Raw genomic sequence first — 24,004 nt, forward strand, 5'->3', positions numbered from 1 at the left:
ATTATGGAAGGAAAGACCCATACTTATTTTTAGGTAAGTATGGGTAAAATAAGAAAATAAATCTATTTGTTACCAATATTTGGTAGCAATACTGTAAAAATCCCAAGTAATGGTAAGAAAGCACAATAATGATAAACTTGTTCAATACTGGTCTGGTCTGCGATATGGCCTAAAACTGCCGCACCAACACCTCCCATACCGAATGCTAATCCAAAGAACAACCCTGATACCATGCCGGTTTTACCGGGGATCAGCTCTTGTGCGTAGACTAAAATAGCCGAAAATGCGGAGGCTAAAATCATACCAATGATGACGGTAAGTACCCCAGTCCAATAGAGGGATGCATAGGGTAAAATTAAGGTAAATGGTGCAACTCCAAGGATTGAGAACCAAATAACGTATTTACGCCCTATTTTGTCGCCTATTGGCCCGCCAATCATAGTACCAGCGGCTACGGCAAATAAGAAAACAAACAAATGAATTTGCGCATTTTGCACAGAAACACCGAACTTATCGATCAAATAAAAGGTGTAATAGCTGCTGATGCTCGCCAAATAAAAGTATTTTGAAAAAATCAGAATTAACAGTACCGCCAAAGAGCCAATAATTGTCTTTCGTGGTAAGACTTTAACATTCCCTGAATTGAGTGGTTTCTTACTTGCAGCGCGGTGTTGTTGTTTGTACCAGCTGCTAACTTGCAATAAAATAACAATCGCAAGCAGGGCTGCAAGCGAGAACCAACCAATGTTGCCTTTTCCGTATGGTTCAATAATCAGTGCTGCAAGTAGTGGCCCAAGGGAGGCACCTAAGTTACCACCGACTTGGAAAAAGGATTGCGCCAGACCATGACGACCGCCTGAAGCCATACGCGCCACACGAGAAGATTCAGGATGGAAGACAGAAGAACCGGTTCCAACCAATGCGGCTGCAAGTAATATGGTCGGGAAAGTTTCTGCCATCGCTAACAAGATTAGCCCCGTTAGCGTGAAGCTCATTCCTATTGGCAAGGAATAAGGTTGTGGATGTTTGTCCGTATAGTAGCCAATAATCGGTTGTAACAGTGATGCAGTAATCTGATAAGTAAGGGTTATCATCCCGATTTGGGCAAAACTCAGTGAAAAATCAGATTGTAATAAAGGATAAATCGCTAAGATTAGTGACTGGATCATATCATTAAGTAAATGAGAGACACTGATCGCGGTTAGGATACTAAAGACCGTTTTCCCTGTTTTATTTAATGGCTTTGACGGGCTTGGGTTGTTGGGTGTTGTGGTTTGCTCACTCATGTCATTATCAACTTTATGTGTTACATAATTGTTATCAATATAACTGAAATACAATTTATTTAAATAAATAAATAAATCACGTGAATAACTAGTGTTCGTAAATTATTTGATGGCGATCTCATTTTTATGAAACGAATTTCTTATTCTGCAATAGGTATCAAATCCTGCTCATATTTTTATGCTATAAGACAGCAGGTAGTGACAAACTATAATCTAATATGACTGTATAAAAATTCCTATACCAGCAGGGAGAAATGTATGAAGTTTGCATTTAAGGCATGCGCATTAACGGTATCGTTAGCGTTAATACCCGCAACTATGGCAAATGCGTGGGAAAAAGACAAAACATACAATATTACCATTTTGCATACCAATGACCATCACGGCCACTTCTGGCATAACGACCATGGTGAATATGGTTTAGCGGCGCAAAAAACGGTAGTTGATGAAATTCGTGACGAAGTCGCTAAACAAGGCGGCAGTGTTTTACTGCTCTCTGGTGGTGATATTAATACCGGTGTACCAGAGTCTGATTTACAAGATGCAGAACCCGATTTTAAAGGAATGAACTTAGTCGGTTACGATGCAATGGCATTAGGGAACCACGAGTTTGATAACCCACTTGAGACGTTGCGTCAGCAAGAAAAATGGGCAACTTTTCCGTTTTTATCTGCCAATATTTATCAAAGCAGCACAGGTAAACGCCTTTTCAAACCTTACCAAATCTTTGATAAACAAGGTGTGAAAATTGCTGTTATGGGGCTGACAACCGACGACACAGTGCGTATCGGTAACCCTGCCAATTTCCCTGATGTCGAATTCCGTGTGCCTGCGGACGAAGCCAAAAAAGTGGTTGAAGAGCTTCGCGCAACAGAAAAACCAGACATTATCATCGCAGCAACTCATATGGGGCACTATGATGATGGTAATCATGGTTCAAATGCTCCGGGCGATGTAGAAATGGCGCGCAGCTTACCTGCTGGCTATTTAGATATAATAGTGGGTGGTCACTCACAAGACCCTGTTTGTATGTCTCAAGAAAAGAAAAACTACAAACAAGAGGATTATGTACCAGGTACACCGTGTGCGCCAGATAACCAAAATGGAACTTGGATTGTGCAAGCCCATGAATGGGGTAAATATGTTGGTCGTGCAGATTTTGAATTTAAAAATGGCAAGTTTACGCTGAAACACTACCAGTTAATCCCAATTAACTTGAAGAAAAAAGTGACAAAAGAAGATGGGACTAGCGAGCGTGTTTATTATACGCAAGAAATTGCTCATAACCCTGACATGATGAAATTATTGACACCTTATCAAGAAAAAGGTGACAAGCAATTGAGTGTTAAAGTGGGCTCAGTTGAAGGTAAACTTGAAGGTGATCGCAGTAAAGTGCGTTTTGTGCAAACAAATATGGGGCACCTTCTGTTAGCCGCACAAAAAGAACGCGCAGGGGCTGATTTTGCGATTATGAGCGGCGGCGGTGTTCGTGACTCTATCGAAAGTGGCGATATCACTTATAAAGATGTGCTCAAGGTTCAGCCGTTTGCTAATGAGTTAGTTTATGTCGATTTCAAAGGGGATGAAGTTATCCCATACCTGACCGCAGTTGCGAATATGAAACCGGATGCAGGTGCGTATGGCCAGTTCTACAACGTGAACTTAACGCTGAATAAAGATGGCACGATTAGTGATGTCAAAATTGATGGTAAGCCTGTTGACCCAGCCAAAACTTATCGTATGGCAACGTTGAATTTCAATGCGATTGGTGGTGACGGTTACCCGAAAATTGACAACCATCCTAACTACGTTAATACCGGCTTTGTCGATGCGGAAGTGCTCAAAGGGTATATTGAAAAACATTCCCCGCTGAAAGCGGCAGATTATGAACCAAAAGGTGAGATTATTTATAATAATAAATAATTAAATCATTATTACCTTGAAAGCCTCACCGCTCGCGGTGGGGCTTTTTATCGTCATTATTTAGAGCAAAAAAGCATGAGCGACTAAATGAGGGCCTTCATAAATATCAAATGAATGATAATGTAATAAATATTCATGAGGCGCATGATCAACAAGAAAACGCACAGTTCCTCGGCTTACTTGTCGATTATGGCTATTGCGTAAATGAAACGCTAGCTGGAATATCACACTCCAAGATTCATCGGGTTTGAGGCTGAAACGAGCAACAGCATAATAAGTCCCAATTGCTGGCGGCTGTTGCCTACCACCTTCTTGAGACGATAACCATTCAATCGTCGCTGCGACTGTCACGGGTTTAATATCATTTACGTATTTCAGCGAAGGTTGCATTCAGTACTTTGGCGAGATCGTTAGGAGCAAGTTCAATATCTAAACCACGTTTTCCACCTGAAACGAACATACTGGCATATTGCTGAGCTTGGTCGTCAATGACTGTTGGTAAGCGCTTTTTTTGACCTAATGGGCTAATGCCCCCAAGCAAATACCCCGTTGTTTTTTGAGCGATTTGTGGGTCTGCCATTTCAACTTTTTTGACTTTAAACACTTTAGCAACCAGTTTTAAATCTAGTTGCCCTGAAACAGGTGTTACGGCCACGGCTAATGTTTTTTGATCGCCATTGAGTGCGACTAATAAGGTTTTAAACACTTGCTTGGCATCTAACCCAAGTTTTCGTACTGCTTCATCACCAAAGTTACTTTCATTTGGGTCGTGATCGTAGGGGTGTAATGTGAAGGAAATTTTTTGTTTTTCGAGTAATTTTACGGCTGGGGTCATTTTGAGCCTTCTATTTATAACTTAGTTTCGCAAATATTCTACCAGACTATTTTCACCAAACAGGTGTAACGCACCAACGGCGACCACATAGTTACCATCAGGGAGTGATCTAAGCTGCTCGTTCCAATTCGCATTTCGTTGCTTCATCAATACCTGATAAATGTCTTCGCTAAAGGTATTGGGTAAAGCGGTACGATTATTGGGTTGGTAGTCTAACCACCAGCCTATCATCGTTTGTAGCGAGCGCGCGTTTGCACGCCAGTGGTTCAGCGAGTCTTGTAATAACGCTAACCCATTATTAGGCAAAGAAAGCAGCAATTCAACTTGAGAGGCAGTGCCCTCTAGTTCAATAATTGGTTTGAGTTGTGATTGCGCATTACGGATAAGTTGGTAGTCAATGCCATAGTGGCCTCTTAGCCCGAGTTCTTGGGCTTGGGTCGCTTGCAAAATCAGGGCAATTTGCCATGAGGGTAAGGTATCAAAACGCTCGGGGGATTGGCGGAGCTCTAAACAATATTGTTGAAAAAGGTGATATTCATCGCGAGTTAGCCGTTGTTCAACAGGAAGAAGCTCAGCGATATCATCGCTAGGAAATGGAGAGTGGGTTTCAGTGATATCCGCCTCAACAATCAAGGCATCTGCGAGATTAAGTTTGTCTAATAATGTGGCAGACAAAGGAAACATCGTTTCTGTTCCCATGTGAATGCTACCCACAATGTGCAATTTCAGTTTTTTTGATAGCCGAATATCAACAGCAGGGTAAGGGTAAACCGGAGCAGTTTCTGTATGAAGCCAATTCTTTAAATTTTCAAACAAGTTACCCACGATTTCGTTCCTGCGTTATTTCTCATTTTCTTAGGGTAAACAATCTTACCGCAATTTGCGAATGCTCATCGTCGATTACGCATTTTTTAGCCGATTGGTGTCATCGTGGAGGTGAAATAATGTAAAAAAATGCCCCTATTAAGGGGCATGATAGGATTAATTATTTTTACTAATACCTTTAAATACACTGAGCAACGTGAATAAACTAAAGGAACTAAACACCATTTCGATGCCAATTAGGGTTGTCAGTAAAGTAATTGATGTAATTGGGCCATTACCGATGAGTAAATAAGCAATGAAGAAATCTAACAGCCCGATGATGATTTGTAACCAGCCGCCGGCTGAGCTAATTTGTTGGAAGCCGACATATAACCGAATAACCCCACCGATGATAAATAAAGCCGCCACTAAAATAGCCAACGCGACTAGGCTCTGCAACGGGTCTTTAATGAAAGAGTAGCCGACAATAATATAAATAAGACCAATGATAAAACCAAACAGTCGAGACCAACCGGTATAGATCACGGTACTTAGAATGCTCACAATCGCGCCAACGCCACCAATAATCAGGAGCACACCCAGTACGGTACTGACAGCGATACCCGATATCATTGGGTTGATGATACAAAAAATTCCGCCCGCTAATAATAAAATGGATAATATCACCAAAAATGTACGTTGTTTTTTAAACTCTTCACCCGCAAGTTTGGCAAGTTTTTCACGATCAATATTAAGCATTTTGCTCTCCAAATATGAAATAACTAACTATTTACTAGTATAGACTTAGCTTGATATTAATGACATATAAGATAATACAATTTTTACTTAGTATTAGTATGAAAATGAAGTGTTGTAGAGAGAAGGTTTAGAGATGAACAATATCAATCATTAAAAAGTGGGAAGAACATCAGTTCCTCCCACTTTAAGCTATTATTTTTCAGGTTTAAAGCGTAGTAAACGGTTTGCGTTACTGACTACTGTAATCGATGATAATGCCATTGCTGCACCTGCAACGACAGGGTTTAGTAATGTTCCCGTTATTGGGTACAAAATACCAGCGGCAATCGGGATACCTAACGTATTATAAATAAAGGCACCAAATAGGTTTTGCTTCATATTACGCAGTGTTCCTTTTGAAATAGACACCGCATCGGCAACACCATGTAAGCTTTGGCGCATTAGGGTAATGGATGCAGTTTCAATCGCGATATCACTGCCGCCACCCATCGCAATACCAACGTCAGCTCGGGCTAGAGCAGGGGCGTCATTGATGCCATCACCCACCATTGCAACTTTGTGCCCTTTGGCTTGCAAGGCTTCAATTGCGGCGGATTTACCGTCTGGCATAACGCCTGCAATCACTTCATCAATACCCGCTTCTTTGGCTATCGCGTTAGCTGTTACTGGGTTATCCCCGGTTAACATGACTAAACGGAAACCTTGTTTGTGCAACCGCGCCAGCGCACTTATGCTGTCTTCTCGTAATGGGTCACGGATAGATAACAGCGCGGCAACTTTACCATCAACAGCCAGTAAGACGGGAGTGACACCTTGAGTGGCTTGTTGGTGTAGTGTTTCTTCAATATCACGGGTATCAACATTATTTTGTGCTAACAGTTTTTGGTTACCTAATAAAATAGTTTTTCCATCAATTATTGCACTAATACCTAACCCTGCTAAGGTTCTAAACTGCTGATTAGCGGGCAGTGTTAAGCCTTTTGCGCGATTTAAAACAGCGCGAGCCAGTGGGTGATTAGAACCATTTTCTAATGAAGCGGCAAACTGTAAGGCGGTGTCTTGTTCGAACCCATTAAATACATGGATATCCGTAACTTGTGGCATACCTTCAGTCAATGTACCTGTTTTATCAAAGACAATGGTGTCTAACTCACTTGCTTGCTGTAATGCATCCGCATCGCGCACTAATACGCCAAACTCAGCCGCTCGGCCCACGCCAGAAATAATCGACATTGGCGTTGCAAGGCCTAGCGCACAAGGACACGCAATGATTAATACCGTTGTGGTAATAACGAGTGCGTAAGTAATTTGTGGTGCAGGCCCAATAAAGTACCAAATTGCACCTGAAATTAAGGCAATAGCCACAACGACCGGTACAAACACAGCAGAAATACGGTCAGCAAGCTGGCCAATTTGTGGTTTACTACTTTGTGCTTGGCGAACAAGGTGAATAATGCGCGCTAAAGTCGTTTGGCTGCCGACAGCAGCGGCACGAAATAGTACGGTACCATCTTGTACAACAGTTCCCGCATGGACTTGATCCCCTTTGCTTTTTTGCTGAGGGATCGGTTCACCCGTTAGCATGGCTTCGTCTAACCAAACCTCGCCTTCGATAATTTCACCATCAACAGGGACACGGTCACCTGTTGCTAAGCGTAAAACCATTCCTTTTTTGACTTGCTCCAGCGGCATATCCACTTCGCCTTGTTCTGTGACAACACGGGCCGTTGGCGGCGTCAGGTCTAGCAAGCGTTCAAGGGCTTTGGATGAGCGTTGGCGAGCTCGTTGTTCTAAGGCATGACCTAGGTTAATAAGACCGATGATCATGGCACTGGCTTCATAATAAAGGTGTCTGGCTTGGTCTGGGAACCATTCAGGCCAAATATTGACTACAATAGAATAGAGCCAAGCCGCCCCTGTTCCTAGCGCGACTAAGGTGTCCATGGTCGCACTGCCATTTTTTAGGCTTTGCCATGCATTTCGATAAAAGTGCCCACCTGCAAATATCATGACCGCAAGGGTTAATACACCAATGGTGAGCCAAATGGTATGGTTTTGCTCAGTCAGCACCATGTTATCGCCCATCATCCCCCACACCATCACAGGGATACCAAGGGCAAGTGCTAATGCTGATTGCCAGCGGAAGCGGCGCATATTGGCTTGCACGACCTCCTGTTGGCGCTCTCGGCGTTTAGCTTCATCTTGAATGATTTCCGCGCCATAACCTGCTTTAACAACCGCGGCGATTAAATCATTCGGCTCAGCAGTTCCGGTGACTAAAGCACTGCGCTCAGCTAAGTTGACACGTGCATTTTCAACGCCTGGTACGCTATTTAAGGCTTTTTGGACTTTGTTGACACAACTGGCACAGGTCATGCCATCAAGCAGTAACTGCACACTGTCATCCATTGGGCTAATTTCAGGTTGTTCACCTAAATCAGACTCTTGTGCCGGGATCTCACAGATTGCCGCTGAATCAGCTTCCGGCTGTTCAGTTGTGGTACTCAGCGGCTCAGTTTTTGGGTGAGATTCACCCACAGTTGCTTGGTAGCCAGCGGCTTGAACCGCAGCAATTAGGGATTCTGCGGATGCCGTACCTTGGACAACAGCGGTTTGGGTATCGACAGTTGCACTTTGAACACCATCGACTGCTTCTAGTGCTTGCTGTGTTTTAGCGGCACATTTCATGCAACTTAGACCCGAAAGGGCTAAAGTGATCGCTTTTGTTTGAGCTAGTTCTGCGTTGTAACCCGCTTGTTGAACAGCGGCGATTAACGCTTGTGCATCAGCAGAACCGTATACTTTGGCGCTGGTGGTATCGACAACGGCAGCAGCAACGCCATCAACCTCTTCGAGTGCTTTTTGTGTTTTACCTGCACATTTCATACAATTGAGGCCAGAAAGCTGTAACTCGATATCAGGGGTTGTAGCCACTTCAGCTTCATAACCTGCGTCAACGATGGTTTTAATTAAGTCAGCCACATTGGCATCACTTTCCATTACGGCATAATCGATAGTGACTTTTAAGTTAGTGACATCACCGCGCCCTTCGAGCGCTTTAGTGACTGAGCCGACACAGTGCATGCAGCTTAGCCCCTGTAATTTTAAAATAATCATGTTACTCATTTTGCAGCCTCCAAAACCCGTTTGATGTATTGGGTCTATAACTTTATCTACAATTAGGTCTATAATTCGACAATGAACAAAGGTTACACCTTCCAGCAAGGTTAAGGTCAAGAGGAATTATGAATATTAGTGAAATTGCCAAAAAAACGGGGCTAACTGCAAAAGCTATTCGTTTTTATGAAGACAAAGGGCTAATTACACCACCTGAAAGAGGGGAAAATAGCTACCGTTATTATCAGGAGTGCCATCTAAACGAACTCGTATTGCTAAAACAGGCAAAAGATGTGGGTTTTACCTTGGATGAATGTGGCGAACTATTAGGTTTATTTCGCAACCCAATCCGACATAGTGCTGATGTAAAGGCGACAACGATAGCTAAGATAAATGAAATAGAGCAGACAATCGTTAAATTGTCTGCCATTCGAGATACATTACAAGAGCTCGTGGACGTATGCCCTGGGGATGATGGCGCAGATTGCCCGATTATTGACCACTTGGCACGTGGGTGTTGTCATCATGAGAAGGTTTAACCTGCAAGGTGATACCGTCTACTGCGATGACCACCACTTCTGTGTTGGCGCTTAATGGCGTGTCGCTATACACGCGCCAACTACCATCTGCAAGGCGTACTCGGCTAAAGCCTTCTTCGGTATCTGACAACAAACGGCCTTTCACACCAATCAGTTGATGACTGATTTGATTGACGTTATCTGCCTTATTTTTTTGCTTGTTCCTCAACCAGTTGCGCCATAACACAGCAGAGACAACGGTAAAAATGGCAAACAAGATCCCTTGCCACTCCCAACCGATGAATGGCAGAGCCCAAACGATAACCCCAACAAGCACCGCAGCAATACCCGACCATAAAAGATAGCCTGCGGTACCAAGAAGTTCACCAATCAGCAATAGCCCACCAAGACACAGCCAAAACCATGCGGGTTGAGCACTGATAAGCTCTATCATTCTTTTACCTGTTTTTTTATGGCACCGGTTTTCTTGCTTTCACCGATTAGCTCAGTAATTCCACCAATTGCGCCCATTAAGTTACTGGCTTCTAATGGCATCATGATGACTTTGCTGTTTTCGGCAGAACCAATACTGGTCAGTGCATCGGTGTATTTTTGCGCCACAAAGTAGTTAATCGCCTGCATATCACCAGCGGCAATCGCTTCAGATACCATTTGTGTTGCTTTTGCTTCCGCTTCCGCAGCTCTTTCGCGTGCTTCGGCTTGTAAAAATGCGGATTGGCGTTCACCTTCAGCTTTGAGAATTTGTGACTGTTTTTCACCTTCAGCTTTTAAAATTGCTGCTTGGCGGATACCTTCAGCCTCAAGAATATCAGCCCGTTTGGTACGTTCAGCTTTCATCTGCGCATTCATCGCACTAATTAATTCTTTTGGTGGCTTCACATCACGAATTTCGATACGGGTAATTTTGACACCCCAAGGGTTAGTTGCCTCATCCACCACGTGTAATAAACGGCTATTAATGGAATCACGTTGCGACAACATTTCGTCTAGTTCCATGGAACCTAATACGGTACGAATATTCGTCATGGTTAAATTTAGTACGGAAAGCTCAAGGTTGCTGACTTCATAGGCCGCACGTACTGGGTCAACGACTTGAATAAAGCAGACCGCATCAATAGTGACGTTGGCATTATCGCGAGAAATAACTTCTTGGGATGGGATATCAAGGACTTGTTCCATCATATTGATACGACGGCCAATTTTGTCCATAAATGGCACAATAATATGCAAGCCTGGTTGTAACGTACGGGTATAGCGACCGAAGCGCTCAACTGTCCATTGAAAGCCTTGCGGTACTGTTTTAACACAGGTAAAAACAATAACGACAGCGACAAAAATGATAATCGGTATTGCACCAAAGGCGAACAAGTCCATATTTAACCCTTAATTAGTAAAGTAATGAATATACTTGGCGACGGTATTTACTGGCAATGGCATCACCGGTTCCCATGGCAGACATAATGTCCATCATAGTTTTTCTCACTGCGCCGTCACCTGCACCCAAGTCGGTACGTAAAAAGCCGAATAACATTTCCAGCGCTTCTTCGTTGCGGTTCACTTCATGCAGTTTTAGGGCTAATTGAACAGCTAACGTTGTATTTTGCGGATCTTGATTGAATTCATCTTGCAATTGCTGAATTTCAGGGGTGTCCGCAGCTTGTTTTAATAATTCAATTTGTGCGATTAAACCTTGGTAGCGGCTGTCTTTATCCTGTAATGGGACTGCTTCTAAGGTAGCTTGTGCGTCATCAACAAGATTTAAACCGATTTGGGTTTCTGCCAACAATAATGTGATTTCGCTATTTTTTGGGTTCAGCTGATGCGCTTCTTTTAACAATGGTAGCGCTTCTTGTGTTTTACCTTCTGCTATTAATTCAGCGGCTTGTGCTGCTTTCATTTCTTCTGGGCTTGGCAGCACGCGAGATAAAATTTCCAGTACGACCTCTTCGGGTTGTGGCCCTTCAAAGCCATCAACAGGACGACCATTTTGCAACACATACAGGGTAGGGATCGCTTTTAAGCCAAACTGACTGGCGATCATTTGTTCTTCATCACAATTAACTTTAGCTAAAATAAATGACCCTGCGTAGTCGTTGGCAATTTTTTCCAACATAGTACCGAAATCTTGGCAATGAGGGCTACGCGGTGACCAAAAGTAAAACATGACAGGTAAGTTCATTGATTGTTCAATGACTTGGTGTAGGTTGGTTTCGTTAATATCAATTATCTGAGCGTTAGCAAACATAAGAAGTCTCTTTTGAATTTGTTATCAATAGAATTTTTGGGCGATGGTAATAAAATGGGGCTGATTTTGCTTTTTTCAAGCTTTTTCCCCCTGATTTGCCAGTATTTTATCCATTATTTTGTCAGGTAAAATACGCTTTAAGATACGCACAGCGACAGTTAATAACGTGACAGAATAGCGTACTTTTGGGCGCGGGCTTTCTAACGCATGGATCAATTTTTCTACCACATGTTCCGGTGTTAAGGTAAAACGTGAGGCAATACCTGGGTTTTTAACAGGCTTATCTTTTTGAGTTTGTTCAACATTTTGAGTAAATGCTGTATGAATAGGGCCGGGCTCAATTAAGCTTACTTTTACCCCCGTTCCTGCCAACTCTAGGCGTAAGGCATCAGACCATGCTTCCAGTGCGTATTTACTGGCTGCATAAGCGCCACGGCCGGGGGTTGAAATCACCCCCATTACCGAACTGGTTTGGATAATTCGGCCTTCATGGTGCGCGCTCATGGCGGGTAATAGCAAAAAAGTTAACTGGTGAACACCAAAAAAATTAGTGGAAAATTGTGCTTCGAGTTGCTCGCGGCTGACACTATTTAATGGCCCATACACCCCAAAACCGGCGTTGTTGAATAACCCGTAAAGGCGATGATTACAGAGTGTTAGCACCGTTTGAGCCGCTGTTTCTATGCTATCTTTATCATCGAGGTCAAGGGAGACGGTGTCATAACCCTGTTCTTTCAGGCACAAAATATCACTTTCTTTACGGCAGGCAACAATAACATGGTAGCCACGCTGGCGAAGTGTTTGTGCAGCACAAAAGCCAATACCGCTTGAAGCACCTGTGACTAGGACTGATTTTTTGTTTCGTGCTGATGTTTGCATAACTTTACCTTGGTTTCATGCAACTGAATATATTTCGGGTATAAAAGAGCGTTTTAATCCCCCTTGTTTAACGTCTGTTTTATTGACTAGACGGTAAAATATGTTCAGAAAGTTGTTTTTCCATAAAATCAGCAATGGATGGCTGGGCTTCAACCGTCGGGTGAATACCGTCTTGTTGTATCCATTCAGGCTTAGTTATCACGGTTTCCATATAAAATGGCAGTAATGGAATTTGATTACTTTGCGCCAATTTCGGATAGACTTTTTCGAAACTTGTCGTATAACGTTTTCCATAGTTAGGTGGAATACGAATTTGCATTAAGAGCGGTTTCGCACCGGATTGCACGATTTGCTTAATAATCTGTTGTAAATTAGCTTCAAGTTGTTCTACTGGGAGACCTTGTAAGCCGTCATTTGCACCTAACTCAATCAATACCCAGTTAGGTTTGTTTTGTTCGAGTAACATGGAAAGGCGTTCTAACCCCTGCGCAGAGGTATTCCCACTAATACTACCGTTAATAATAGCAACGGGTGGGGAAAGTTTCTGCCAACGTTCGGCAAGCAAAGAGGCCCAAGCCTGCTCAGCCGGTAGACGGTAGCCTGCACTTAGGCTATCACCTAAGATTAATAGCTTAGTTGACGCAAGTGCGTGCCCACTTGCAGTCAGTAACAGGAGAAATACCAATATATGTCGGCGAATAATATTCTTGAAGTTCATCATCTCATTAAACGTGTTGGCCAAGGTGAACATGAACTGACTATATTGCAAGGTGTTGAGCTAATTGTCGAGTCCGGGCAAACAATTGCTTTAATTGGGGAGTCTGGTTCGGGGAAATCAACCTTGTTAGGGATTATCGCGGGGTTGGATGACGGCTCCAGTGGAACGGTTAATTTATTAGGCCAAGACCTCACTAAAATGGACGAAGAGCAACGGGCACGTTTACGGGCACAAAGTGTCGGTTTTGTGTTCCAATCTTTTATGTTAATCCCAACCTTAAATGCCATTGAAAATGTGCAACTTCCTTCTTTGCTACGTGGCGAATCTGAGTCTGAAAGTTATCAACACGCGGCGAGTTTACTGACTGATTTAGGCTTAAAAGATCGCTTAAAACACATGCCACCACAGTTGTCAGGGGGGGAACAACAACGCGTTGCACTTGCTCGAGCTTTTAATGGCCGCCCTCAGATTTTATTTGCTGATGAACCAACGGGTAACCTCGATCGCCATACAGGGGATAAAATTGCAGATTTATTATTTGCGATGAACAAAGAGCATGGAACAACCTTGATTTTGGTTACTCACGATAACGAGCTAGCTGCGCGTTGCCAACGTCGTTTGCGTTTGGTTGATGGGCAGTTGAGGGAAGAAGCATGATTTGGCGTTGGTTTTGGCGTGAATGGAAAACACCCTCGTTATTGATTGTTTGGCTTGCGCTTACTCTTGCAGTTGCCTGTGTATTGGCTTTAGGGCGAATTAGCGATCGCATTGAAAATAGCATGAGCTACCAAAGCCGTGAGTTGTTAGCGGGGGATTTAGTTTTACGCTCTTCTCATCCAAGCGACCCTATATGGTTACAAGAAGCCCAAAAAGAGGGCTTAGCGCTCAGCCAACAAATATCATTTTCTACCATGGCTTATGCGACAGAAGATGAAGACGCTCGGCCACAATTGGTGTTAGTGAAAGCTGCAGATAAGGCATATCCATTATATGGCGAGCTTATCACTGAACCCGCTGGGTTAACCCCGACAAAAGGGGAAATATTAGTCGCTCCGCGGCTATTAGAATTATTGAACCTCAATGTAGGGGATAACATTGATATCGGAGATGCAACGCTAAAAGTCTCGGGTAAATTAATCCAAGAGCCCGACAGCGGATTTAACCCGTTCCAGATTGCTCCAAGAGTATTAATAGCGATTGAAGATGCGCCACTAACGGGGGCTATTCAAGTAGGCAGCCGATTAACGTATCGCGACATGTTTGCCGGTGATCGTCAGCTGATTGATGCATTTCAACAAAAATATGAGCAAGATCTGCGAAATGATCAACGTTGGTATACATTAAGCGAAGATAATGGCGCAGTAGGGAAAACGTTTCAACGTGCTCAACAATTTTTATTGCTATCAGTGTTATTAACACTGTTGCTAGCCATTGCTGCGGTCGTGGTTTCAATGACGCATTATTGCCGCAGCCGTCATCAACTAATCGCAGTATTAAAAACTCTAGGAGCAGGGCGTAGCGCATTACGTCAGTGGATTATTGGGCAGTGGTTAGTGATTTTAATCGCTGCGGCTTTACTCGGCTCATTATTAGGTTTGGCTTTTGAAGGCATTTTAATGCAAATCTTAGGGGCTATGTTGCCGAAGGAATTGCCACCTGCGAGTTTAATGCCTTGGGTTTGGGCAATCGGTACATTATTCATTATTGCTATTATTGTTGGCAGTCGCCCTTATTACCAACTGATGGCAACCCAGCCTTCAAGGGTATTACGTGAAGATGCCAAATCACCCGTTTGGCCGCTGTATTATTATCTGCCAATTGTTATTTTAATTGTGGTTGGTGGGTTATTTATTTTTGCTGGCGTAAACCCTCTGTTATGGTCAATTTTAGCGGGTATTGTCGTGGTGGCCATTCTACTTGCGCTGATTGGTTGGGTAGGCTTATGGGGGCTACGTCATATTAAGTTTCGCCAATTAAGTTTGCGTTTATCCGTTAGTCGCCTATTGCGCCAGCCGTTACAAACCATCACACAAATGAGTGCATTTTCGCTATCATTTATGTTATTGGCGCTGCTAATTTTAGTACGTGGTGATTTGCTTGATCGCTGGCAGCAACAGTTACCCGCAGATAGCCCGAACTATTTCTTAATTAATATGAACCAGTCACAGCTTGAACCTGTTACCAAGTTATTGGCTGAGTTTGATGTCAAGCCAACAGAGTTCAACCCTGTGGTGTTAGCGCGCTTAACCGATATTAATGACCAGTCAGCGATTGAATGGGCAGATCAACGTGATCCAAATAATAATACGGTGCGACGTGAATTGAGCTTAACTTGGCAATCTGATTTAGCGCCAGCTAATGTGGTTGACGAAGGGACATGGCCACCGAAAGCGGGAGAAGTTTCGATCGAACAAACGGTTGTCAAAGAGCTCGGATTGAAATTAGGCGATAAACTAACATTTAACGCAGGGGCTCAGGTCTTTAGTGCAACAGTCAGTAGTATTCGTACGGTTGATTGGGAGAGCCTACGACCGAACTTCTATTTTATTTTCTCTGAAGAAAGTCTTTCTCAAATGCCGGCCACCTGGCTGAGCAGCTTCCACTATGACGGTGATGGGCAGCTATTGACGCAACTTAGCCGTCATTACCCGACAATTAATGTGCTCGATACTGGCGCAATTATTACCCAAATTCAGCAAATTCTTCAGCAAGTTAGCCAAGCTCTTGAAGTTATGGTGGTACTGGTTATTTTTTGTGGGTTATTGCTACTATTGGCTCAAATTCAAGTGGGGATGAGCCAGCGAGAGCGGGAGCTTGTGGTATATCGAACATTAGGCGCTAGCAAAAAATTAATGCGTAGAACGCTATGGAGCGAATTTGCATTACTTGGCTTAATGGCCGGGCTTGCCGCAGCTTTTGGAGCAGAAATTGCATTGTGGCTGTTGCAAAGTAAAGTGTTTGATTTCCCATGGCAACCTGAATGGCGTATGTGGGTATTATTGCCTTTGTGCGCGGCAATTTTATTGTCTATTTGCGGTGGGTGGTTAGGACTGCGTTTATTAGGGACGGGTAATCAGCACCGTCGTTTACCTAATAGTTAAATACTCGTCATACTTCGAGTTGCAGCGTTGTTGACTGCGTTCAGATAGCCGGATCATAGACTTATGTATGCTCATCGGTCTATCTTCGCTTGTCGCCTAGCTGTAACTCGAATTATTTAGAGTATGTGGTATTAGGGGAATACCTTGATACCCCTATTTATTGAATATTCTAAAAACAACCTGTTTTTCAGTAAAATAACTGTCTCCAATCCTTCATAAAAGCTTCATTCATCAACGTTATGATTCCACCATCAATTATTGATAGCCTTAAAATGGAAACATAATAATGCAGAATAACTATTCTATTAAACGTAAACTGGGCTCGTTATCTTTATTGGCTAGTTTAATTTCATTTAGCATCACTGGGTTTGCTCAACAAGAAGTGCCAGCTACATTAGCGGGTCACTCCATTCTTCCGGCTAATTCCACTGTCGCTACACCTGAAAATGCACCTTCAGACATGCAAGTGAGTGGTAAATTTACCACAGGCGCTCGTGTAGATAGTTTAGGGAAAGTGGAAGGTAAATCTGCAGATCGCCCAACGGGAATGCACATTCCAATTAAAGGCCAACCACGTCAAGGGCACTCGGGTATCAAACGCATGGCGGATGGTACTTACTGGGTTTTAACTGATAATGGATTTGGCAACAAAGTAAACTCTCCTGACTCTATGTTGTATGTCACTCAATATGACATTGATTTTCAAACGGGTAATACGACACCATTAAAAACGGTTTTCTTCCATGATCCCGATAAAATTATCCCTTTTCATATTACGAATGAAAGTACAAAAGAACGCTATTTAACAGGCAGTGATTTTGATCCTGAAAGCTTTCAATTTGCGGATGGTGCTTTATGGGTTGGTGATGAGTTTGGTCCTTACTTAATCAAAATGGATTTGGATGGCAAGGTATTAGCCTTGTTTGAAACGCAAGTAGATGGAAAGAAAGTCGTTTCTCCTGACCACTACCAAATCACCACACCGGGCAAACCCACAGATAAAGTGACTTTCCAAGTCAACCGTTCGAAAGGTTTTGAAGGTATGGCATCATCGCCAGACGGTTCTAAGCTCTATCCAATGCTAGAAGGGGCGATTTGGCTTGATGACAAACAAGATTATGAAAATGTTGATGGCAAACGTGCAGCACGTCTTCTTGAATTTGATGTAAAAAAACAAGATTGGACTGGCAGAAGTTGGTTATATGTCTTTGAAGATAACCAAAACGCCATTGGTGATTTTAATCTTATTGATGATACTCACGGCCTAATCATTGAGCGTGATAATGGTGAAGGTACAGCAGATAAAGCCTGCACGGCGGGAAGCAGTAATACTGAAAATTGTTTTAGTAATTTAGCTAAATTCAAGCGTGTTTATCGTATTGAATTTTCAGATAACAATATAGGCAAACCAGTAAATAAGCAGGCTTATATTGATTTAATGAATATCAAAGACCCGAACAATATGGCAAGAAAACCTTTAAATGACGGGGTGTTTACTTTCCCATTCTTTACCATAGAGAACGTTGATGTGGTTGATAGCGAACACATTATTGTTGGCAATGATAATAACTACCCGTTCTCATCCAGTCGTGAACCAAATAAAGCGGATGATAACGAATTTATCTTATTAAAAGTTCCTGAGCTGTTAAAACCATAATTGATTTTGCGCCACATTTTGATTTTTCCGGTGGCACAAATAAGCGGTATGTTTTGATCCAATATCTGGTCTTAAACTTGTTTTCCCTTTGGTTTTAATTTTTCCCGAGCTAAGCACTCGGGATTTTTTATTTGTGATTGAGTGCAGGGGGCTTCATCATCAAGGTAAGACCTAAAATCACGACAACAGGCGCAGCAATAATCAAAAATGCAGGGGTGAAACTCCCTGTGAAATCTTTTATTGCACCAGCAATAAAAGGCGCTAAACAAGCAACGGTTGAAATTAAATTCACCACAGAGAATAGTTCTAGGTATGGGCCTCGGCCAAAATAATTTGAAAGCAAAACACTTGATGCCAAAAAAGTCATGCCGTAGCCAATGCCAACGCATAACACAAACAAGATTAGCCATAGCCATGAGGTGGCAATACTGAGGAAGATAACACCTAATACCATGGTAATTAGGCTACCAATTAATAGTTTCTTTGGTTCTAGCCATTCCCCAGCGGCTCCACCAATAAGCCTTGAGAATGCATTAACAAATGCCATTGTGCTTAACAATGAAACCGCCACGGTCAAGCCAAAACCACGCTCTTCAATATGGGCAACAGCAAAGCTATTAACGGTAATACCACACCATAAAAATGAGGTATAAGTTGCAGCAATTAAGTAAAACTGCCATGTACGTAGTGCTCTGCCGACTGTCCATACTTCTGGAGTGCGATAAATGGGTTTACTCGCATCACTCACTTGTTTTTGCATCACTTTTTTTGCGTGTTCTTGTTCTTGTTTACCTTCACGCAGCATAAAAATAGTGATTAACGTGACAATGCTCAGATAAACGGCGCATAGAACCCAATGCATACGCCAAGAGCCTAACTGGTTTGAGGCGTAAAAGTAAATCCAAGGGCCTGCAACGCCTCCCAAACCCCCGATGGTGAAATATAACCCAAAGGCAAGGGATTGCTTTTCAAATAGCCGTGAAAGTACGTAAGTCCCAGGAACTGTGGCGAGTAAGGTGAAACCAATACCAATTAATGCGGTGCCTAAAAAATAGGTGCTGATGGCTTGCGTGGAATAAAGGCTATAAAAACCCGCAACAAAGACACTAGTACCTAGCAATAAAGTGGCCCGTACACCGACTTTACGGATCAGTAGAGAAGGGAGAAAACTCGCAAGCCCGCAAGTTAAGCCCAGTAGCGTAAAACCAAATCCAGCCTCACTCCAACTCCATTTGAGCTCACTTATCATCTCAGGCAAAACCACACCAAGAGATGTAAAGGTGGTTGCAGTGGCTAAAAAATAAACCAGCCCTAATAGAACAAGAATGCACCACTGATAAAACGGACTAAAAGGCTGCGAGGACATATTGACTCCAGTAATGCCGCACACCTTAAATCAGGATATTTGTTTTCTGGATGACGGCGTAAATAGCATAATGCCCGAAAATAGGTTCGGGCATCGAATAGGGCTATTTTCCCTATTTATTGGTGAGAGTACCAGTCTAATTTTGCATTTGCCCACTCAATGCCACTTTTGTACTCATTTGGTAAAAGTGGAACTAAAGCAGCAAGTGTTGCAGACAATTGATTGCAGTCGCGATGAGAAAGGTTTAAATGGCCCACTTTCCGAGCAGGGCGCACCTCTTTTTCATACCAGTGAAGGTGAACTAGGGGGAAATTTAACCAGTTTATATTTACATCCGTACCAATTAAATTGACCATAACAGCAGGGCTATACACTTCAGGTGATGGCATTGGCAGGTTTAAAATGGCACGTAGATGTAACTCAAATTGGCTAATGGATGCGCCATTTTGTGTCCAATGGCCGCTATTATGTACTCGAGGCGCAATTTCGTTAATCAGTAGGTTATTGCCCACGACAAAGCATTCCATTGCCATCACACCAATATAACCTAACTCATCCATGACCGCGCTGAGCATGGCTTGAGCTTGTTCCTGTTGCGGGTTAGTTGACTTAGGGAAGGCTACACTCGTCCGCAAAATACCTTCTTGGTGCAAATTATGAGTAATTGGGTAAAAAACGGATTTCCCCTCTGCATTTCGGGCCCCAATGACAGACACTTCCGCGTCAAAAGGGATGCCTTGTTCAACGATACATTCACCGTAAATTTCAGCGGGTAAGTCTTTTTCATCACCAGGGCGAACACGCCATTGACCACGCCCGTCGTAGCCGCCAGTTCTGCGTTTTACAATGAGGAAATCGCCTAAAGTTGCAAATAATTCAGGCCATTGTTCAGGGCATTCTAATAATGCCCAAGGTGCAGTGGAAAGTTGCAAACTATCAAATAAACTTTTTTGTGGGAACCTATCCGCTAAACGTGGAAAAATATCACGGTTAATAAAGGCATTATGGCGAGCTAATTCTTTTGTCAAAGGTGTTTCTGGCCAGCGTTCAATTTCAGCGGTGATGACGCTTTGCTGATAAGGAACGGCTTCCGGCTCTGCATCAAGCCCAACAGGAAAAACGGCGATACCTAATGGCTCACCCGCTTGACGCAGCATGCGACCTAGTTGGCCATTACCAAGCACACAAACGGGTTTCATTATGCTTCCCTCGGGTCTGGGTTGTTTAGCACATCATTGGTTTGTGCTTCACGCCACGCGGCAAGGCGGTTGAAAATAGCAGTATCACTTATTGCTAATACCTGAGCGGCTAACAGTGCTGCGTTTGCTGCACCTGCTTTACCGATTGCTAGTGTGCCGACAGGGATACCTTTAGGCATTTGAACGATGGAGTATAGGCTGTCGACACCACTGAGAGCAGCGCTTTGTACTGGTACACCAAAGACAGGTACTAAGGTTTTTGCAGCTAACATACCCGGTAGATGAGCGGCACCACCAGCGCCTGCAATAATCACATCAACCCCATTTTTTTTCGCATTTTCAGCAAAGGAAAATAATTTATCCGGGGTACGGTGCGCAGAGACGATTTCGACATGAAAAGGAATTTGGAGTTCATTTAATACATCAGCAGCGTGCTGCATTGTCGTCCAATCACTTTTCGAACCCATAACAATGGCGATTTTTGCCGCAGATTGAGCAGAAACTTGGGCAGTCATTTGGTGCTTTCCTGTAGTGAAAAAAACATGACCCTAAGATGGGGAAATTGAATTAAGGTGATCATATCACGGTAATGCAGTCAGGAAAACGTTTGCGTGATTAATAATTAAGCAAACGAGTCGTGTATGCGATGAGAAATTCTGGGGCTAATTAAAATTACTCGAATGGAAAGAAAATCAGTTCAATGCCTTGCTCGCTAATGACAAAAGCAGAACCTTCATAGTGCCATGCACCTAATACACCTCGATAATGCAATTCACCACCGATATTCACCTCATGAATAGCAGGGCGGTGAGTATGACCATGGATCATCCATTGCGCTTGGTGCCTTTGTAATGCATCAATAACGGCTTGCGAATTGACGTCCATAATCGACTCGGCTTTCATGCTGCTTGCATATTGGCTATTTTGTCGCATTTTTTGCGCGATACGGCGACGCACAAAGAGGGGGAGTAGCAGAAACAGCCGTTGGACCCAAGGTGTGTGAACTTTTTTACGGTAGTTTTGATAGGCGGCATCGTCTATACATAATGTATCACCATGCAAAATTAAAATACGTTTACCATAAAGTTCGAGCAATGTTTCTTGCGGTAATAGGGTCATGCCACACTGTTTCGCATAGCGTTTACCGATTAAAAAATCCCGATTTCCATGAATGAAATAACAGGGTATTCCGCGATCTGTAAGCTGTTTTAGTTCGTTGGCAACTTGTTGATGTAGCGGGTTGTTGTCATCATCGCCCACCCAATAATTGAAAAAATCGCCGAGAATATACAGGCTTTCGGCATGGATGGCTTGCTGTTGAATAAAGTTGATAAAACCGGCGGTGATCGCCGGTTCATCTTCACTTAAATGCAAATCTGCAATGATGTAAGTGGACATGCGTCAGGTTTACTCGCTGACAGTCACTTTTTCAATGATAACGTCTTCACGTGGAACGTCTTGGTGGAAACCGCTACGGCCAGTTGAGACACCTTTGATTTTGTCAACAACGTCCATACCTTCAACCACTTCAGCAAATACACAGTAACCCCAGCCATCTGGACGTTCTGAACGGAAGTTTAAGAAGTCGTTGTCAGCAACGTTGATAAAGAACTGTGCTGTTGCTGAATGAGGGTCGTTAGTACGAGCCATTGCTAAGGTACCACGGCTGTTTTTTAAACCGTTGTTAGCTTCGTTTTTGATAGGTGCTTTAGTGTTTTTTTGTTCCATGCCTGGCTCAAAACCACCGCCTTGGATCATGAAACCATTAATAACACGATGGAAAATGGTATTATTGTAAAAACCTTCACGGCAGTAAGTTAAAAAGTTTTCGACTGTAACGGGGGCTTTATCGTCAAACGTTTTGATAACAATATCACCGTGATTGGTATGAAATGTAACCATAATAGCTATCCTGAATAATTGTTTTTTGTGCGCTAACTTGCGAAAGCGTTGAGATCAGCACGTTTATATCACAGATAAAACCTGACTTGAAGCGGAAGGAAGCTTAGCGGGTAGTTTATAGCATAATAGGTGTGTATTAAACCTAATGAATAAACTGAAAAGGAAGCGGGGTAAACCCTTGCATTCTTAAGGTGATCGGGGTTCAATAACATGATATTTTATCGGTAGAAATCGATAATCATTTTTCAAATAAATGGAAAAGTTCAGATGCTACAAATTTTTAATACACTAAGTCGTCAAAAAGAAGAGTTTAAGCCCATCCACGCAGGGAAGATTGGGATGTATGTGTGTGGCATCACTATCTACGACTTGTGTCATATCGGCCACGGCCGTACATTTGTGGCATTTGATGCAATTAGCCGCTATTTACGTTATTTGGGTTACGACTTAAATTATGTGCGCAACGTCACCGATATTGACGATAAAATCATTAAACGTGCAGCAGAAAATAATGAAAGTGTCGAAGAGCTAACAACACGTATGTTGGCTGAAATGCATAAAGATTTCGATGCATTGAATATTTTACGCCCTGATAGCGAACCACGTGCAACGCGTCATATTGGTGAAATCATTGAATTAACCCAAAGCTTGATTGAGCGTGGACATGCTTATGTTGCTGCGAATGGCGATGTCATGTTTGAGGTGAAAACTGACCCAAATTATGGCCTGTTATCCCGTCAAGATTTAGAGCAGTTGCAAGCAGGTGCTCGCGTCGAAGTGGCTGATGTAAAACGTAATCCAATGGACTTCGTCTTGTGGAAAATGTCTAAAGAAGGCGAACCAAGCTGGGAATCCCCATGGGGCTTAGGCCGTCCAGGTTGGCACATTGAATGTTCGGCAATGAACAGTAAAACATTAGGCAACCATTTTGATATTCACGGTGGCGGCTCAGATTTAATGTTTCCACACCATGAAAATGAAATCGCACAATCTACCTGTGCTCATGATGGCCCTTATGTGAATTACTGGATGCACTCCGGTATGGTCATGGTTGATAGAGAGAAAATGTCTAAGTCTCTCAATAATTTCTTCACTATTCGTGACGTACTTGAGTATTACGATGCAGAAACAGTGCGTTATTTTCTGTTATCAGGCCATTATCGTAGCCAACTTAACTACACAGAAGAAAACTTGAAACAGGCGCGCACTGCGCTTGAGCGTATGTATACGGCATTGCGCGGTACCGATAAATCGGCAGTTCCTGCTGGTGGTGATGAATTTAAAGCACGTTTCATTGAGGCGATGAATGACGACTTTAACACACCAGAAGCTTATTCCGTGTTGTTTGACATGGTACGTGAAGTTAACCGTCTGAAATCAGAAGATATGTCAGCGGCTAATGCGATGGCGGCACAACTTCGTGAACTGGCTGGCGTTCTTGGTTTGTTAGAACAAGACCCAGAAAGTTTCTTAAAAGGTGGCGCACAGACTGAAGATGATGCGGAAGTGGCAAAAATCGAGGCATTAATTCAACAACGCCTAGATGCGCGTCAAAATAAAGATTGGGCGCAAGCAGATGCGGCTCGTGATGAGCTGACAGCTATGGGGGTTGTGCTTGAGGATGGGGCTACTGGTACTACGTGGCGTCGCAAATAATACGCGTCATATTTCGTG

Annotated in this window: 22 protein-coding genes; 6 read left to right on the forward strand and 16 right to left on the reverse strand. The window is 43.1% G+C overall.

The window, feature by feature from the left end:
- Positions 1-62: 62 nt before the first annotated feature.
- Entirely contained in the window at positions 63-1,286 is a 1,224-nt protein-coding gene (locus tag PR683_RS17765) for an MFS transporter (RefSeq protein ID WP_004913594.1), read from the reverse strand.
- 258 nt (positions 1,287-1,544) lie between these two features.
- On the opposite strand from PR683_RS17765, the gene ushA reads away from it, so the two are divergent.
- Positions 1,545-3,209 (forward strand): bifunctional UDP-sugar hydrolase/5'-nucleotidase UshA, encoded by a 1,665-nt coding sequence (gene ushA / locus PR683_RS17770; RefSeq protein ID WP_272581925.1) that lies wholly within the window; start codon positions 1,545-1,547, stop codon positions 3,207-3,209.
- A gap of 60 nt (positions 3,210-3,269) precedes the next feature.
- Here the strand turns inward: ushA and PR683_RS17775 are convergent, their stop codons facing one another.
- The 5 genes from PR683_RS17775 to copA all read right to left on the reverse strand — a co-directional run bounded on the left by PR683_RS17775 (position 3,270) and on the right by copA (position 8,733).
- A complete protein-coding gene (locus PR683_RS17775; RefSeq protein ID WP_123382361.1) occupies positions 3,270-3,599 on the reverse strand; it encodes a hypothetical protein in 330 nt (109 codons plus the stop codon).
- Complete coding sequence (gene ybaK / locus PR683_RS17780) at positions 3,571-4,044, reverse strand: Cys-tRNA(Pro)/Cys-tRNA(Cys) deacylase YbaK (RefSeq protein WP_004913586.1); 474 nt, start codon at positions 4,042-4,044, stop codon at positions 3,571-3,573. The genes PR683_RS17775 and ybaK overlap by 29 nt, the downstream gene beginning before the upstream one ends.
- 21 nt (positions 4,045-4,065) lie before the next feature.
- Complete coding sequence (locus PR683_RS17785) at positions 4,066-4,869, reverse strand: TraB/GumN family protein (RefSeq protein ID WP_004913582.1); 804 nt, start codon at positions 4,867-4,869, stop codon at positions 4,066-4,068.
- A 156-nt stretch (positions 4,870-5,025) separates the two neighbouring features.
- Positions 5,026-5,607, reverse strand: coding sequence for an HdeD family acid-resistance protein (locus PR683_RS17790; protein WP_004913580.1), 582 nt, complete (start codon positions 5,605-5,607; stop codon positions 5,026-5,028).
- A gap of 192 nt (positions 5,608-5,799) precedes the next feature.
- Positions 5,800-8,733: a copper-exporting P-type ATPase CopA gene (gene copA, locus PR683_RS17795; RefSeq protein ID WP_272581926.1), complete on the reverse strand. Its 2,934-nt coding sequence runs from the start codon at positions 8,731-8,733 to the stop codon at positions 5,800-5,802.
- Positions 8,734-8,852: 119 nt separating this feature from the next.
- Between copA and cueR the strand changes: the two genes are divergently transcribed.
- On the forward strand, positions 8,853-9,263 hold the full coding sequence (gene cueR / locus PR683_RS17800) for a Cu(I)-responsive transcriptional regulator (RefSeq protein WP_123382358.1): 411 nt from the start codon (positions 8,853-8,855) through the stop codon (positions 9,261-9,263).
- Here cueR and PR683_RS17805 read toward each other — a convergent pair.
- The 5 genes from PR683_RS17805 to tesA all read right to left on the reverse strand — a co-directional run bounded on the left by PR683_RS17805 (position 9,217) and on the right by tesA (position 13,108).
- Entirely contained in the window at positions 9,217-9,696 is a 480-nt protein-coding gene (locus PR683_RS17805) for an NfeD family protein (RefSeq protein WP_004913573.1), read from the reverse strand. The two genes, cueR and PR683_RS17805, sit on opposite strands and share 47 nt — an antisense overlap.
- Complete coding sequence (locus PR683_RS17810; protein ID WP_109912071.1) at positions 9,693-10,637, reverse strand: SPFH domain-containing protein; 945 nt, start codon at positions 10,635-10,637, stop codon at positions 9,693-9,695. The genes PR683_RS17805 and PR683_RS17810 overlap by 4 nt, the downstream gene beginning before the upstream one ends.
- 13 nt (positions 10,638-10,650) lie before the next feature.
- A complete protein-coding gene (locus PR683_RS17815; RefSeq protein ID WP_004913567.1) occupies positions 10,651-11,508 on the reverse strand; it encodes a co-chaperone YbbN in 858 nt (285 codons plus the stop codon).
- A gap of 75 nt (positions 11,509-11,583) precedes the next feature.
- The gene (locus tag PR683_RS17820; RefSeq protein ID WP_272581927.1) at positions 11,584-12,387 is read right to left on the reverse strand and encodes an SDR family oxidoreductase; all 804 of its coding nucleotides are present in this window, start codon (positions 12,385-12,387) and stop codon (positions 11,584-11,586) included.
- 79 nt (positions 12,388-12,466) lie between these two features.
- Positions 12,467-13,108, reverse strand: coding sequence for a multifunctional acyl-CoA thioesterase I/protease I/lysophospholipase L1 (tesA, locus tag PR683_RS17825; RefSeq protein WP_042851644.1), 642 nt, complete (start codon positions 13,106-13,108; stop codon positions 12,467-12,469).
- Here tesA and ybbA point away from each other — a divergent pair.
- The 3 genes from ybbA (at position 13,076) to PR683_RS17840 (ending at position 17,863) form a co-directional block, all read left to right on the forward strand.
- A complete protein-coding gene (ybbA, locus tag PR683_RS17830) occupies positions 13,076-13,762 on the forward strand; it encodes a putative ABC transporter ATP-binding protein YbbA (RefSeq protein WP_004913560.1) in 687 nt (228 codons plus the stop codon). The two genes, tesA and ybbA, sit on opposite strands and share 33 nt — an antisense overlap.
- On the forward strand, positions 13,759-16,206 hold the full coding sequence (ybbP, locus tag PR683_RS17835) for a putative ABC transporter permease subunit YbbP (RefSeq protein ID WP_110732202.1): 2,448 nt from the start codon (positions 13,759-13,761) through the stop codon (positions 16,204-16,206). The genes ybbA and ybbP overlap by 4 nt, the downstream gene beginning before the upstream one ends.
- 286 nt (positions 16,207-16,492) lie before the next feature.
- Positions 16,493-17,863, forward strand: coding sequence for an esterase-like activity of phytase family protein (locus tag PR683_RS17840; RefSeq protein WP_272581928.1), 1,371 nt, complete (start codon positions 16,493-16,495; stop codon positions 17,861-17,863).
- A gap of 127 nt (positions 17,864-17,990) precedes the next feature.
- Here the strand turns inward: PR683_RS17840 and PR683_RS17845 are convergent, their stop codons facing one another.
- From PR683_RS17845 to ppiB, 5 genes are all read right to left on the reverse strand, one after another.
- Positions 17,991-19,229: an MFS transporter gene (locus PR683_RS17845; protein WP_004913552.1), complete on the reverse strand. Its 1,239-nt coding sequence runs from the start codon at positions 19,227-19,229 to the stop codon at positions 17,991-17,993.
- Positions 19,230-19,345: 116 nt separating this feature from the next.
- Positions 19,346-20,428, reverse strand: a complete 1,083-nt coding sequence (gene purK, locus PR683_RS17850) for a 5-(carboxyamino)imidazole ribonucleotide synthase (protein ID WP_117162695.1) — start codon at positions 20,426-20,428, stop codon at positions 19,346-19,348.
- Complete coding sequence (gene purE / locus PR683_RS17855; RefSeq protein WP_004913545.1) at positions 20,428-20,943, reverse strand: 5-(carboxyamino)imidazole ribonucleotide mutase; 516 nt, start codon at positions 20,941-20,943, stop codon at positions 20,428-20,430. The genes purK and purE overlap by 1 nt, the downstream gene beginning before the upstream one ends.
- 157 nt (positions 20,944-21,100) lie before the next feature.
- Positions 21,101-21,826 (reverse strand): UDP-2,3-diacylglucosamine diphosphatase, encoded by a 726-nt coding sequence (gene lpxH / locus PR683_RS17860; protein WP_110732201.1) that lies wholly within the window; start codon positions 21,824-21,826, stop codon positions 21,101-21,103.
- Positions 21,827-21,835: 9 nt separating this feature from the next.
- Entirely contained in the window at positions 21,836-22,330 is a 495-nt protein-coding gene (gene ppiB / locus PR683_RS17865; protein WP_004913539.1) for a peptidylprolyl isomerase B, read from the reverse strand.
- Positions 22,331-22,597: 267 nt separating this feature from the next.
- On the opposite strand from ppiB, the gene cysS reads away from it, so the two are divergent.
- A complete protein-coding gene (gene cysS, locus PR683_RS17870; RefSeq protein ID WP_004913536.1) occupies positions 22,598-23,986 on the forward strand; it encodes a cysteine--tRNA ligase in 1,389 nt (462 codons plus the stop codon).
- Positions 23,987-24,004 lie beyond the last annotated feature (18 nt).

Source organism: Providencia sp. PROV269 (assembly GCF_028477785.1).
GTDB lineage: Bacteria > Pseudomonadota > Gammaproteobacteria > Enterobacterales > Enterobacteriaceae > Providencia > Providencia rettgeri.

What these genes read in the sequence shown, in the direction of transcription:
- ybbP (WP_110732202.1), top strand. Translation starts at nt 13,759, where the DNA reads ATGATTTGGCGTTGGTTTTGGCGTGAATGGAAAACACCCTCGTTATTG.
- copA (WP_272581926.1), bottom strand. Translation starts at nt 8,733, where the DNA reads ATGAGTAACATGATTATTTTAAAATTACAGGGGCTAAGCTGCATGCAC.
- purK (WP_117162695.1), bottom strand. Translation starts at nt 20,428, where the DNA reads ATGAAACCCGTTTGTGTGCTTGGTAATGGCCAACTAGGTCGCATGCTG.
- ybbA (WP_004913560.1), top strand. Translation starts at nt 13,076, where the DNA reads ATGTCGGCGAATAATATTCTTGAAGTTCATCATCTCATTAAACGTGTT.
- ybaK (WP_004913586.1), bottom strand. Translation starts at nt 4,044, where the DNA reads ATGACCCCAGCCGTAAAATTACTCGAAAAACAAAAAATTTCCTTCACA.
- PR683_RS17775 (WP_123382361.1), bottom strand. Translation starts at nt 3,599, where the DNA reads ATGCAACCTTCGCTGAAATACGTAAATGATATTAAACCCGTGACAGTC.
- PR683_RS17765 (WP_004913594.1), bottom strand. Translation starts at nt 1,286, where the DNA reads ATGAGTGAGCAAACCACAACACCCAACAACCCAAGCCCGTCAAAGCCA.
- cysS (WP_004913536.1), top strand. Translation starts at nt 22,598, where the DNA reads ATGCTACAAATTTTTAATACACTAAGTCGTCAAAAAGAAGAGTTTAAG.
- cueR (WP_123382358.1), top strand. Translation starts at nt 8,853, where the DNA reads ATGAATATTAGTGAAATTGCCAAAAAAACGGGGCTAACTGCAAAAGCT.
- PR683_RS17805 (WP_004913573.1), bottom strand. Translation starts at nt 9,696, where the DNA reads ATGATAGAGCTTATCAGTGCTCAACCCGCATGGTTTTGGCTGTGTCTT.
- purE (WP_004913545.1), bottom strand. Translation starts at nt 20,943, where the DNA reads ATGACTGCCCAAGTTTCTGCTCAATCTGCGGCAAAAATCGCCATTGTT.
- PR683_RS17790 (WP_004913580.1), bottom strand. Translation starts at nt 5,607, where the DNA reads ATGCTTAATATTGATCGTGAAAAACTTGCCAAACTTGCGGGTGAAGAG.
- PR683_RS17840 (WP_272581928.1), top strand. Translation starts at nt 16,493, where the DNA reads ATGCAGAATAACTATTCTATTAAACGTAAACTGGGCTCGTTATCTTTA.
- lpxH (WP_110732201.1), bottom strand. Translation starts at nt 21,826, where the DNA reads ATGTCCACTTACATCATTGCAGATTTGCATTTAAGTGAAGATGAACCG.
- ushA (WP_272581925.1), top strand. Translation starts at nt 1,545, where the DNA reads ATGAAGTTTGCATTTAAGGCATGCGCATTAACGGTATCGTTAGCGTTA.
- PR683_RS17845 (WP_004913552.1), bottom strand. Translation starts at nt 19,229, where the DNA reads ATGTCCTCGCAGCCTTTTAGTCCGTTTTATCAGTGGTGCATTCTTGTT.
- tesA (WP_042851644.1), bottom strand. Translation starts at nt 13,108, where the DNA reads ATGATGAACTTCAAGAATATTATTCGCCGACATATATTGGTATTTCTC.
- PR683_RS17810 (WP_109912071.1), bottom strand. Translation starts at nt 10,637, where the DNA reads ATGGACTTGTTCGCCTTTGGTGCAATACCGATTATCATTTTTGTCGCT.
- PR683_RS17815 (WP_004913567.1), bottom strand. Translation starts at nt 11,508, where the DNA reads ATGTTTGCTAACGCTCAGATAATTGATATTAACGAAACCAACCTACAC.
- PR683_RS17820 (WP_272581927.1), bottom strand. Translation starts at nt 12,387, where the DNA reads ATGCAAACATCAGCACGAAACAAAAAATCAGTCCTAGTCACAGGTGCT.
- ppiB (WP_004913539.1), bottom strand. Translation starts at nt 22,330, where the DNA reads ATGGTTACATTTCATACCAATCACGGTGATATTGTTATCAAAACGTTT.